Here is a 12271-nt window from a genome sequence, read left to right on the forward strand (position 1 = left end):
AACCGGGGCCCTGTCGGTCGTACGACAGGGCCCCGTCCAGGTCACCGGAGCGGTCCGGTGACCTTCTCGGCGGAGTTGACGAGCTCCCCGGCCCGCACGAACGCCTCGGCGGCGGCGAGGTCGGGCGCCAGGAAGCGGTCCGGGCCCGCGCCCCGGACGCCGGCGGCCCGCGCGGCGTCGATGACCGCCTGCGAGGCCGGAGCGGGGGCGAGACCCTCGCGCAGTTCTATGGCACGGGTGGCGGCGTACAGCTCGATCGCGAGGACGCGCGTGAGGTTGTCGACCACCGTGCGCAGCTTGCGGGCGGCGGACCAGCCCATGGAGACGTGGTCCTCCTGCATCGCCGACGACGGGATCGAGTCGGCGGAGGCGGGCACGGCCAGCCGCTTCAACTCACTGACCAGCGCGGCCTGCGTGTACTGGGCGATCATCAGCCCGGAGTCGACACCCGCGTCGTCGGCCAGGAACGGCGGCAGGCCGTGGCTGCGGTTCTTGTCCAGCAGCCGGTCGGTGCGGCGCTCGGCGATGGAGGCGAGGTCGGCGGCGGCGATCGCGAGGAAGTCGAGGACGTAGGCGACGGGCGCCCCGTGGAAGTTGCCGTTGGACTCCACGCGGCCTCCCCCAGTGCCGAAAGCCTGGGAGGTGCCCCCAGGCAGCACGACCGGGTTGTCGACGGCGGAGGCGAGCTCGCGCTCGGCGACGAGCCGGGCGTGCGCCATGGTGTCCCGCCCGGCACCGGCGACCTGCGGCGCACAGCGCACGGAGTACGCGTCCTGCACGCGGGGCGCGTCGTCCTGGTGGTGCCCGGTCAGCTCCGAACCCTCCAGCACCGCCAGCATGTTGGCGGCGGAGGCGCCCTGTCCGGGGTGCGGCCGGATGGCGTGCAGTTCGGGCGCGAGGACCTTGTCCGTGCCGAGCAGCGCCTCGAGGCTGAGGGCGGCGGTGATGTCGGCGGACTTGTAGAGGGTGTCGAGGTCGGCGAGGGCCATGACCAGCATGCCGAGCATGCCGTCGGTGCCGTTGAGGAGGGCGAGCCCCTCCTTCTCGCGCAGCTCGACGGGCGCGATGCCGTGCGCGGCGAGCAGCTCGCCGGCGGGCCGCACGACCCCGTCCGGACCTTCGGCGTCCCCTTCGCCCATCAGGGTCAGCGCGCAGTGCGAGAGGGGGGCGAGGTCGCCGGAGCAGCCGAGCGAGCCGTACTCGTGGACGACGGGTGTGATGCCGGCGTTGAGCACGTCGGCCATGGTCTGCGCGACCTCGGGCCGCACGCCGGTGTGTCCCGAGCAGACGGTCTTGAGCCGCAGGAACATCAGGGCCCGGACGACCTCCCGCTCCACGCGCGGCCCCATGCCCGCGGCGTGCGAGCGGACGATGTTGCGCTGCAGCTGGGCCCGCAGCTCCTGGCTGATGTGCCGGGTCGCCAGGGCGCCGAAGCCGGTGGAGACGCCGTAGACGGGATCGGGCTTGGCCGCCAGCGCGTCCACGATCTCGCGGGCCGCGGTGAGCGCCGCGACCGCGTCGGCCGACAGCTCGACGCGGGCCCCGCCCCGCGCCACGGCAAGAACGTCGGACGCGGTGACCCCGGACGTCCTCACCACCACAGTGTGCATATCCATATTCAGGAGCGTACGCAGTGAAGACGAAGATGTCACTAGTGGGTGAGCGGTACACCCCTTACAGCGCCGGGCGCGCACAACCGCGGGCGTCCGGCCGTGGCGCCGGGGCGCAGGACCACGGGCGTCCCGCCGGTGTCACGGGAGGCGGCCCCGGAAGCGTCGCCGCTCCACGGCGCCCTCGCCCGACGGCTCCGCGTCGGCGAGCCGCACCACCGGGTCGTCCTCGCCCTCCCGCCCCGCCACCACGGGCCGGTCCGCGCGCACCGCCTTGGCCTGGTACTGGGCCGCGTCGGCGAGCCGGAACAGCCGCCGGGCGGAGCGCACAGGCCCGATGGGGTCCTCGGTCGACGCGACCCCGCACGCCACTCCCTCGCCCAGCTCCAACTCCGCGGCGCGGCGGCACAGTTCGTCCGCGGCCTTCACCACGTCATCGGCCGGCGACCCGATGACCAGCAGACAGAACTCGTCGCCGCCGAGGCGCGCGGCCAGGGCGCCCGGCAGCATCGCGCCGCACAGCGACAGCACCGAACCGAACCGCTCCAGCAGCCGGTCCCCGACGGCGTGCCCGCGGGTGTCGTTGACGTGCTTGAGTCCGTTGAGGTCGCAGACCACGAGGCTGACGACGACGCCCTGGTCGCGATGACGCTCGATGGCCTCCTCCAGCCGCACATCGACGGCACGCCGGTTCGCGAGCCCGGTCAGCGCGTCGGTGAACGCCAGCCGCCGCGCCTCCTCCAGCCGCTCGCTCTGCGCCAGCCCGGCGGCCACGACGGAGGCGAGCACGGTCGCGAAGTCGGCGTCCCCGCGGTCGAAGACCGGCACCCCGGCGGACCGGGCGACGTACAGCTCGCCCCAGGCCCGCCCGTTCAGCACGATCGGCGCGACCACACAGCAGCCCCGGCCACGACGGCGGAGGGCGGCGACCCGCTGATGGCAGTACCCGGGCTGTCCGGCGGCGGGGCCCGCGGCCGTCTCGACCCAGGCGTTGGGCTCACCGCCGGCGACCCAGCGCTCGTGCAGGAACTCGGTGATCTCCGGGAACTGGTGCACGGGATAGGTCTCGTCGCCCGGGAACTCCTCCTCCCCGCGGGCACGGTCCCCCACGTTCACCAGCACCCGCAGCCGCCCGAGCTCCCGCTCCCACACCGACAGCGCGGCGAAACTCCCGCCCAACGCCCGGCACGCCCCGAGGGCCGCCGCCCGCCAGGACTCGCGCGGGGTGTGTGCCGCCGCCATCCCCTGCGCCAACGCCACCACGGCCGTGAGCCGTCCGTCCTCACCCATCACTCCAGGTTAGGGAGTTTTGCCCAGATTTGGGACGTTGGCGTGGCGAACGGGGAGGTCACGGGCGGACGGAGGGCCACCAGGCGGAACTCGTCACTCCCCGGGCCACTCGGCCTTCCGCTTCTCGTTGAAGGCGGCCACACCCTCCGCCCGGTCGCCCGAGAAGGCCGTGGCGCGCCACGCCGCGTCCTCGACCTCCAGGCCGGCCCGCAGATCCAGCCCGTGCCCGAGGCGCAGGGCGCGCTTGGCGGCACGCAGGCCCACCGGCGAGTTCGCCGCCATCCGGGACCCCAGCGCCAGGGCCTCCTCCCGGTCGCGCCCGTCCTCCACGAGCACGTCCACCAGCCCCAGCTCCCGGGCCTCGGCGGCCTCGACCCGGCGCGCCGTGAAGATCAGCTCCGCGGCCCGCGCCGCCCCGACCCGGCGGGGCAGCAACTGCGTACCGCCGCCGCCCGGAATGACGCCGACGGACACCTCGGGCAGCCCCACCACGGCCGTGCCGTCGGCGACGATCACATCGCACGACAGCGCCAGTTCGAAGCCACCGCCCAGCGCGAAGCCGTGCACGGCCGCGATCGTGGGCACCGGCAGCTCCAGCACGCCGGTGTAGGCACCCCGCGCGACCGGTCGCTGGCGCACCAGGTCCGCATCACTGAAGGAGTTCCGCTCCTTCAGGTCCGCCCCGACACAGAACGCCCGCTCGTGCGTCGAGGTCAGCACCACCACGCGTACGCCGCGGTCGGCGCCGAGCGCGGTGCAGGCCGCCGCGATCGAGCGGGCCATCTCCGTGGAGACGGCGTTCATGGCCTTGGGCCGGTCGAGGGCGAGCTCCGCGACATGCCCGGCACCTCCGGCACCCCCCGCACCGTGTCGCCGCACCAGCACGAACTCCCCGAACCGCTCCTCAGTCATGACGCCCTCCGGTTAACGCGGGTTAACAACACTCGCCCCGATCATCGCAGCCGGGTCCCTCGGAGGAAAGAGCCACCACGACCGCCAGTCCTGTCCAGGCCCGACACCCCGTTCGAGTGACATCCCACCCAACCCCCACCCGATCACCCATGCCACCGCATAACGTGCGCGACGCCACGGCGCATCGGGGGCGCGAGCGCAAGACGTCACGGCGCATCGGGGGCGCGAGCGCAAGGGGAGGGGCGAGATGAGCGGAACAGCACGAGGTCCGAGAACACGGGAGAAGGCAGGGATCGCGGAGACCACAGCGACCGCGCAGACCCTGCGGGCCGGGACCGGGTCCGCCGCGGAGACCCGGCGGCAGGCACAGCGGGCCGTTGCAGAGGCTCGCCGGCAGGAGGCCGCGGCTGCCGCAGAGGCTCGACGCAAAGAAGCCGGGACCGCCGCGGAAACTCGGCAGCAGGCACAGCAGGCCGCTGCAGAGGCTCGCCAACAGGAGGCAGCGGCTGCCGCGGGAGCCAGACGCAAGAAGGCCGGGACCGCCGCGGAAACACTGCGACAGACACAGCAGGCCACCACGAAGACGCGACCGCGACCCGCCGCGGCTGCCGCGAAGGTGGGACCGAAGACGACCGGGACCGCGGCACAGGCTGGGCGGGAAGTGCGGGAAACCCCTGCGGAGGCCCCACCGAACGCCCCCGCCGCCACCCGTCTCTTCGGCCCCCGCGGCCGGCACCGGCGTCCCCGCCCCCGCAAGGTCCTCCTCGCGGCCGGTGGCCTCGCCCTGGCTGCCGGTGCCCTGAGCCTCGTACGCATGTCACCGGACTCCGGTGTCAGCGGCCTCGGCGCGGCGGAGTCGGATCCCGCCCCGGCCCCCGGAACGGACGCGGAACCGGACCGCTCGTCGAACGCCGCCAACCTCACGCCGGACGCGCCGAAGGCGTCCCCGTCGGCGACCTCGGCCATGGGCGGACTGGGCACGGCACCGACGACGGACTCGATCGTCGTACCGACCCCGGCTCGGACCACGACGACGACCCCACCGCACCTCCCGGGCGGTGTCCCGGCGCCCACGCAGCCCGCCGCCCAGCCGGGCAAGTCGACCACCGAATCACCGACGACGACCCCCGGGGCACCCCGCCCGACCTCACCCGCTCCCGAGACAACCGCCCGACCACCGACGAGCCCGACCCCCACTCAGCAGCCCCAGCCCGACGACAACTCCGTCTGCATCCCGATCATCGGCCTGTGCGTGGACCCACTACCCTCTGCCGACTGAACCGCCCGGACTGCAACACCCCCTAGGGGCGCGGGGAACTGCGCGACCAGCCACGACGGGCCCGCGGCCACAAGACAACCGCAACACACCCCAGGGGCGCGGGGAACTGCGCAACCAGCCACGACGAGCCCGCAGCCGCCCAACGACACCCACCCATCCCCGCGACCCTCACCCCCGCGGCGCTCACCCCCGCGACGCTCACCCCCGCAGCGCTCACTCCCCGTCCGAGGAAGCCCTCCGGGTCAGCAACCACGGCTCCACGACACCCAGCCCACGCACCGGCCGCTGCCACATCGGCTGAAGCGCGAAGCGGTACACCGGAGGCTCCTCGCCCTCCTTCTCGGCCGTCGCCGCGGCCTCGGCCGCCTCCGCCTCGGACGCCGGCGCCTCACCCGTTCGAATCAGGTCCTCCGCGAACGCCGTGTCGACGAGGACGGCGTCACGAGGGGCTATCGACGTCAGCCGGGAGGCGAGATTCACGGTCGTACCGAACACATCGCCCATCCGGGTGGTCACCGTGCCGAACGCGATGCCGACCCGCAGCTCCGGCATCGTCTCGTCGCCCGCCATCGTCTCGATCAGACGCAGCGCGATCTCGGCCGCGACCCCGGCGTCGTCGGCCGCGTACAGCACCTCGTCGCCGAGGGTCTTGATCAGCCGTCCGCCGCGCGCGGCCACCAGGTCGGCCGCCGTGGTCTCGAAGGCCTCGACGAGCTCACCGAGTTCCTCCTCCTCCATGCGCCGGGTCAGCCGGGTGAAGCCGACCAGGTCGGCGAAGCCCACGGCCAGACGCCGGTCGACCATCTCCTCGTCGTCGGCGGCCTGGATGACCCGGCCCGCCGAGGCGGCGAGCTGGCGCCGCCAGACGTAGACGAGGAACTCCTCCAGCTCGGGCAGGAGCAGCTCGATGATCGGGTACGTCACCTCGGTGCGCGTCATCCCCGGTTCCGGCGGCTCGGTCAAGCCCTCCAGGAACGAGTCGATCTGCCACTCCGCCAGCCGGGCGGTGGTCTGCCCGGTGGACCGCGCCACCTGCACGGCCATGGCCTCGCTGAGCAGCCCCGCCTCGACGAGACCGGCCAGGCGCCGCAGCGCCAGCACGTCGGCCTCGGTCAGCGCCTTGGCCTGCCCGATGTCGGCGAAGCCCATCGCCCGCCAGAAGCGCGACGCCAGCTCCATGGAGACGCCGGCGCTGCGGGCCGCCTGAAACGGGGTGTAGCGCCGCTCAGCGCCGAGGATCAGCTGCTCCAGACGCAGGGCGAGCGGATCCTCGCCGGTATCGGCGGGCTGGGGGTCCCCCCGGTCGAGCGGAGTCGAGACTGGGGGAGGGTCCACCCGGCCGTCCGCGCCCGTGCCGGAGCCCGAATCGTCGACGGTCACGCCTAGCTGCCCTTCCGATCTGCCGCGGTCGGTCATCGACCGGCCCTTCACTTTACGGCAGGTGTGGGCCAGCTCACTCCGTAAGGGAAAGCCCACAATGCCGTACTACCGCTGGTGAGGTGCCCGACGCGGGTGCGGGGCCGCGTCCCCGCTCACGGGACGGGCCACGGCCGGCAGCCGCACGCCGGCCGCTCCTCACGCCGGCCGCAGATGCACGATGTCTCCCGCCCCCACCGGCTCCTGCACGCCCTCCTCCGTCGCCAGCACGAGCCGTCCGTCGCCGTCGATGGCGACCGCCTCCCCGGTGATCGACCGATCACCCGGCAGCTCGGCCCGCACCGTCTTACCCAGCGTCGCGCACCCCGCCGCATACGTCTCCTGGAGCCCGCTGACCAACGGGTCCCCCACGGCTGCCCGCCAACGCCCGTACCAGTCCTCCAGGGACCGCAGCATCCCCCGCAGCAGCGGATCCCGGTCCGTGCTCGCCGCGCCGGCCAGCACGAGGGAGGCCGCCTGGGGCACCGGGAGCTCGTCCGCGCGCAGGGTGACGTTGATGCCGACGCCGATGACCACGCCGGCCTCCCCGGCCCGCTCGGCCAGGATGCCGCCGGTCTTGCGTTCCTCGCCGCCGACGGTCACCAGCACGTCGTTCGGCCACTTGAGTGCCATGTCGACGCCGGCCGCCCGGGACAGCCCGGTCGCGACGGCGACCCCGGTGAGCAGCGGCAGCCATCCCCACCGGGTCACCGGCACCTCGGAGGGGTTCAGCAGCACGGAGAAGAACAGCCCGGAGCGGGGCGGTGCCGTCCAGTCGCGGTCCAGGCGGCCCCGTCCCGCGGTCTGCTCCTCGGCGACCAGGACGGTGCCCTCCTCCGCCTTGCCCGCGGTCGCCAGGTCCACGAGGTCGGTGTTGGTGGAGCCGGTGCGCTCCACCACCTCCACCCGGCGCCACAGGCCACCCTCCCGGACGAGCCCCCGCCGCAGCGCGGCGATGTTGAGCGGTGGCCGTTCCAGATCGGACCAACGGCTGTCGTCTGATGCATCTCGCGGCGTCATGCAACCCACCCTAGGTGTGGTAAACGCCGCACTGCCGATTGATAGGCACCCCACTACTCTACGGATGAGTAACCGTCCCCCCTTTTGAGCAGGCAGGGAGCCACATCCCGATGTCCGAGCCGGAAGAGCGTCACGAGATCCAAGGGACCCCTGGGATCGACATCCACACCACCGCGGGCAAGCTCGCGGACCTCCAGCGCCGTATCGAGGAAGCGACGCACGCCGGCTCCGCACGCGCCGTCGAAAAGCAGCACGCCAAAGGCAAGTTGACGGCCCGTGAGCGGGTCGAGCTGCTTCTCGACGAGGGCTCCTTCGTCGAGCTCGACGAGTTCGCCCGGCACCGCTCCACCAACTTCGGCCTGGAGAAGAACCGCCCCTACGGCGACGGCGTCGTCACCGGCTACGGCACCGTCGACGGCCGTCCCGTCGCCGTCTTCTCCCAGGACTTCACCGTCTTCGGCGGCGCGCTGGGCGAGGTCTACGGCCAGAAGATCGTCAAGGTGATGGACTTCGCGCTGAAGACCGGCTGCCCGGTCATCGGCATCAACGACTCCGGCGGCGCCCGCATCCAGGAAGGCGTGGCCTCCCTCGGTGCCTACGGCGAGATCTTCCGCCGCAACACCCACGCCTCCGGTGTCATCCCGCAGATCAGCCTGGTCGTCGGGCCCTGCGCGGGCGGCGCGGTCTACTCCCCCGCCATCACCGACTTCACGGTCATGGTCGACCAGACCTCGCACATGTTCATCACCGGCCCGGACGTCATCAAGACGGTCACCGGCGAGGACGTCGGCTTCGAGGAGCTCGGTGGCGCCCGCACCCACAACTCGACCTCCGGTGTGGCACATCACATGGCCGGGGACGAGAAGGACGCCATCGAGTACGTCAAGCAGCTGCTGTCGTACCTGCCGTCCAACAACCTCTCCGAGCCCCCGGTGTTCGAGGAGGAGGCGGACCTCTCCCTCACCGACGAGGACCGCGAGCTGGACACGATCGTGCCGGACAGCGCGAACCAGCCGTACGACATGCACACGGTGATCGAACACGTCCTGGACGACGCCGAGTTCTTCGAGACGCAGCCGCTGTTCGCGCCGAACATCATCACCGGCTTCGGCCGGGTCGAGGGGCGCCCCGTCGGCATCGTCGCCAACCAGCCGATGCAGTTCGCGGGCTGCCTGGACATCGACGCCTCCGAGAAGGCCGCGCGCTTCGTGCGCACCTGCGACGCCTTCAACGTCCCGGTCCTCACCTTCGTCGACGTCCCCGGCTTCCTGCCGGGCGTGGACCAGGAGCACACCGGCATCATCCGGCGCGGCGCCAAGCTGATCTACGCCTACGCCGAGGCCACGGTCCCGCTGATCACGATCATCACGCGCAAGGCCTTCGGCGGCGCCTACGACGTCATGGGCTCCAAGCACCTGGGCGCCGACATCAACCTCGCCTGGCCCACCGCCCAGATCGCCGTCATGGGCGCCCAGGGCGCGGTCAACATCCTGCACCGGCGCACCCTCGCGGAGGCGGAGGCGAGCGGCGCGAACCCCGAAAACGCCGAGGCGGTGCGCGCGCGGCTGATCCAGGAGTACGAGGACGCCCTCCTCAACCCCTACGTGGCGGCCGAGCGCGGCTACATCGACGCGGTGATCATGCCGTCCGAGACCCGCCGCCACGTCGTGCGCGGCCTGCGTCAGCTGCGTACCAAGCGGGAATCCCTGCCTCCGAAGAAGCACGGCAACATCCCCCTCTAGGCCCGCTGGGAGCCGCCATGAACATCAAGGTCCTACGGGGCAACCCGACAGCGGAGGAGCTGGCCGCCGCACTGGCGGTGGTCCGCGCCCGCGCCGCGGCGGAAGCAGCCCTTCCGCCCGGCGCACCCAAGCCGCGGGACGGGTGGTCGGACCCGTCCCGCATCGCACGGCAACGACTGCCGCAACCGGGCCCGACGACGTGGGCTCGCACCTACTGGCCCGGCTAGAGAGCGGTCGCCAGAACTTCGGCCATCACCTCGTACCCCGCGTCGTTGGGGTGCAGGTGATCGCCGAAGTCGTACGCCGGCCCGAGCCGATCCGGATCCCCCGGATCGGCCAGCGCCCGGTTCAGATCGACCACCGCGTCGTACTCCCCGGCGCACCGGATCCACTCGTTGAGCTCGTGGCTCACCTTGGCCGCGTGCTCGCCCCAGTGGTCCGAGCCCCCGAACGGCAGCAGCGTGCCGCCGATCACCCGCAGCCCGGCCGCCCTGCCCTGCCGCAGCAACTCCCGGTGCCCGGCGATCAGCTCCGCCGTCTCCAGCACCGGCGCCGGTCTGTACGTCGGCTGCTCGTCCGTCTCGCTGAAGCCGATGTCGTTCAGCCCGAGCAGAACGACCAGCGTGTCCACCCCGGGCATTTCGAGGACGTCCCGGCGCAGCCGTCGGACGCCCCCGTCGCCGTACCAGGCCGAGTCGTTGAGCAGCAGGTTCCCGCCGATGCCGGCGTTGAGGACGGGCCGCCCGGTGCGCCGGGCGAGCGTGTCGGACCAGCGCCGGTCCGCGCCCACCGTGGAACCGAACCCGTCCGTGATCGAGTCGCCGAGGAGCGCTACGGCGTCCGTGCGGCCGGCGTCGGTCTCCACCGCCGACAGGAAGTACCAGGACTCGCTCACGGCGTCGAAGCCCTCACCGCCGGACGCCCGCGACAGGTCGCCCTCGCCCCGGTGACCGGGCGCGAAGGCCTGCGCGTGGAAGGTCGCGGGACCGGTGGCGGCTTCGAAGTACAGCGTGACGGCCACCGGCTCCCCGGCGGCGACGGCGAGCCGTACGGCGTCGCTGACGAGCTCGCCCCGCGCCGGTATCGCGGCTCCCGCGGCGCCCCCGAAGGTGAGCGGTGTCAGCGACCCCGGCCGTACCGCCGCTCCTCCTCCCGCGCGCCCCACGCTCGCGCCCGCGACCCGGACCGGCGATTCGCCGTACGCGTTGGACAGCCGTACCCGTACCAGGCCGCCGCCCGCCGACAGCCGGACGACCTGCCGCAGCGACTGGCGCCAGAAACCCTCGCGGGACCAGTTGGGCGTGAAGCCCTCGCTGGGGCGCTGAGGTGACGCGGTCCAGGAAGCGGTGAACATGACACACCCTCCAAACGGAACTGAAGCCCCATTAATTAATGGAATCGTAGCACCGTTTACGGTGAAGTTGAGTATGCGTACTCAGGCGCCGCCCCGGATCCCCGACCGACGATGGAAGGCATGCTGTGGTCCGACCCCGAGAACGAGCCGCCCAAAGAACTGCGCGACATGCAGGAGATGTTGCGGCGGCTGGGCGTTCTCATGGCGCTGGCCATGGTCCTCACGATGATCGTGCTCGGACTGAGGTGAGACCGGCCGGGCCCGCCGATACGCTGACGGCATGACTGATCAGCCCCGCCGTCGGCTCGTCCTCGCCTCCCAGTCCCCCGCCCGCCTCAATCTGCTCCGGCAGGCGGGGCTGGCCCCCGAGGTCATCGTGAGCGGCGTCGACGAGGACGCCGTGAGCGCACCCACCCCCGCCGAGCTGGCGCTGGCCCTGGCCGAGGCGAAGGCCTCCGTCGTCGCCGCCCGGCCCGAGATCAAGGGCGCCATCGTGATCGGCTGCGACTCGGTCCTCGACCTGGACGGCGAGGCCCTGGGCAAGCCGGCCGACGCCGAGGAGGCCACGTCCCGCTGGAAGTCGATGCGCGGGCGGGCCGGCACGCTCCAGACCGGCCACTGCGTCTACGACACGCTCAGCGGCCGGTACGCCTCCGCCACCGCCTCCACGGTCGTCCGCTTCGGCGAGCCGACCGACGAGGAGATCGCCGCGTACGTCGCCTCCGGCGAACCCCTCTACGTCGCCGGGGCGTTCACCCTGGACGGCCGCTCGGCGCCGTTCATCGACGGCATCGACGGCGACCACGGCAATGTGATCGGCATCAGTCTGCCGATGGTGCGGCGCCTGCTGGCCCAACTGGGCATCGGCATCACGGAGTTGTGGGAGCCGGCGGAGGGGTGACGGGCGAGCCGCCGGCCGGGGGGCTCCCCGCCGGGGAACCGTCGGCCGGGGAGCCGTCGCCGCCCTTGCCTCCGTCGGGCGCGGCGTCGGCGGGCCGCCCGGGCGCGGCCTGGCCGTCGTAGGTCATCAGCAGCAGCACGACGAGGCCGAGCACGGCGATCATGAACACGAACGCCGTCCAGCCCACCAGCCCCCAGGCGAACGCGCCCAGCAGACCGTGCACCACGGCCGCGCTGATCAGCAGGATGCGCCCGAGGCCGGCCGGTGCGCGGTCGCGCAGGGCGACCAGCAGCGCGACCAGAGCGCACAGCGCGAAGTAGCCGCCGAAGACCAGGCCGCCGACCTTCGAGGACACCGACATCACGTCAGGATCCAGACCCGCCAAGGACATGTCCTGCCGGTCCACGACGACGCCGAGGAACCAGTTCAGCGCGGCGATGCCGAACGCCTCCACGAAGAGCACGACCGCCACCACCCACGCCACCGGCCTGCGCACCACCGGTCCCACCCACTTCCGAGCCGTTACCCCAAGTACGCCCACCCGCCGCCCGACCACCACCCCTCAAGGGAGGCCCTTCGGGCCGCAGCGCTTGATTCAGCATCGCGAACGCTACTAACGGGTAAACCCCGGGACAAGGGTTCGGGAGACAGCAAAGATGCATTGGGCCATTCGTAGGGATTCCACAAAGAAACCGAGTGGCCCGCAGCACGTGATGACAGAGACCTTGACCACAGAGGGGAGCTAGG

12 protein-coding genes are annotated in these 12271 nt (G+C 72.5%); 5 read left to right on the forward strand and 7 right to left on the reverse strand.

From position 1 onward, the window contains the following. Window positions 1–41 precede the first annotated feature (41 nt). The 3 genes from hutH to AC3ETA_RS32305 form a co-directional block, all read right to left on the reverse strand. Window positions 42–1610 (reverse strand): histidine ammonia-lyase, encoded by a 1569-nt coding sequence (gene hutH, locus AC3ETA_RS32295; protein WP_432196466.1) that lies wholly within the window; start codon window positions 1608–1610, stop codon window positions 42–44. Between the two features lie 141 nt (window positions 1611–1751). After that, complete coding sequence (locus AC3ETA_RS32300) at window positions 1752–2900, reverse strand: GGDEF domain-containing protein (RefSeq protein ID WP_432196437.1); 1149 nt, start codon at window positions 2898–2900, stop codon at window positions 1752–1754. A gap of 93 nt (window positions 2901–2993) precedes the next feature. After that, complete coding sequence (locus AC3ETA_RS32305; protein ID WP_432196438.1) at window positions 2994–3812, reverse strand: enoyl-CoA hydratase/isomerase family protein; 819 nt, start codon at window positions 3810–3812, stop codon at window positions 2994–2996. Window positions 3813–4473: 661 nt separating this feature from the next. On the opposite strand from AC3ETA_RS32305, the gene AC3ETA_RS32310 reads away from it, so the two are divergent. Further along, a complete protein-coding gene (locus AC3ETA_RS32310) occupies window positions 4474–5091 on the forward strand; it encodes a hypothetical protein (protein ID WP_432196439.1) in 618 nt (205 codons plus the stop codon). A 213-nt stretch (window positions 5092–5304) separates the two neighbouring features. Here AC3ETA_RS32310 and AC3ETA_RS32315 read toward each other — a convergent pair whose 3' ends face one another. Together AC3ETA_RS32315 and AC3ETA_RS32320 are read right to left on the reverse strand one after the other, a co-directional pair. After that, window positions 5305–6471 (reverse strand): adenylate/guanylate cyclase domain-containing protein, encoded by a 1167-nt coding sequence (locus tag AC3ETA_RS32315; protein ID WP_432196440.1) that lies wholly within the window; start codon window positions 6469–6471, stop codon window positions 5305–5307. A gap of 195 nt (window positions 6472–6666) precedes the next feature. Beyond that, window positions 6667–7527: a biotin--[acetyl-CoA-carboxylase] ligase gene (locus tag AC3ETA_RS32320; RefSeq protein ID WP_432196441.1), complete on the reverse strand. Its 861-nt coding sequence runs from the start codon at window positions 7525–7527 to the stop codon at window positions 6667–6669. A gap of 110 nt (window positions 7528–7637) precedes the next feature. Here AC3ETA_RS32320 and AC3ETA_RS32325 point away from each other — a divergent pair, with 110 nt between their 5' ends. Together AC3ETA_RS32325 and AC3ETA_RS32330 are read left to right on the forward strand one after the other, a co-directional pair. After that, entirely contained in the window at window positions 7638–9269 is a 1632-nt protein-coding gene (locus AC3ETA_RS32325) for an acyl-CoA carboxylase subunit beta (RefSeq protein ID WP_432196442.1), read from the forward strand. 17 nt (window positions 9270–9286) lie between these two features. After that, on the forward strand, window positions 9287–9496 hold the full coding sequence (locus tag AC3ETA_RS32330; RefSeq protein WP_432196443.1) for an acyl-CoA carboxylase epsilon subunit: 210 nt from the start codon (window positions 9287–9289) through the stop codon (window positions 9494–9496). Here the strand turns inward: AC3ETA_RS32330 and AC3ETA_RS32335 are convergent. Further along, window positions 9493–10623: an SGNH/GDSL hydrolase family protein gene (locus AC3ETA_RS32335; protein ID WP_432196444.1), complete on the reverse strand. Its 1131-nt coding sequence runs from the start codon at window positions 10621–10623 to the stop codon at window positions 9493–9495. The two genes, AC3ETA_RS32330 and AC3ETA_RS32335, sit on opposite strands and share 4 nt — an antisense overlap. Before the next feature lie 120 nt (window positions 10624–10743). Here AC3ETA_RS32335 and mmpB point away from each other — a divergent pair, with 120 nt between their 5' ends. Further along, the gene (gene mmpB / locus AC3ETA_RS32340) at window positions 10744–10872 is read left to right on the forward strand and encodes a morphogenic membrane protein MmpB (protein WP_093747104.1); all 129 of its coding nucleotides are present in this window, start codon (window positions 10744–10746) and stop codon (window positions 10870–10872) included. 31 nt (window positions 10873–10903) lie between these two features. Next, window positions 10904–11524 (forward strand): Maf family protein, encoded by a 621-nt coding sequence (locus tag AC3ETA_RS32345; RefSeq protein ID WP_432196445.1) that lies wholly within the window; start codon window positions 10904–10906, stop codon window positions 11522–11524. Here the strand turns inward: AC3ETA_RS32345 and AC3ETA_RS32350 are convergent. After that, complete coding sequence (locus AC3ETA_RS32350; RefSeq protein WP_432196446.1) at window positions 11493–12023, reverse strand: hypothetical protein; 531 nt, start codon at window positions 12021–12023, stop codon at window positions 11493–11495. The genes AC3ETA_RS32345 and AC3ETA_RS32350 overlap by 32 nt on opposite strands. Window positions 12024–12271: the final 248 nt, after the last annotated feature.

This window comes from Streptomyces sp. bgisy027, assembly GCF_057710365.1.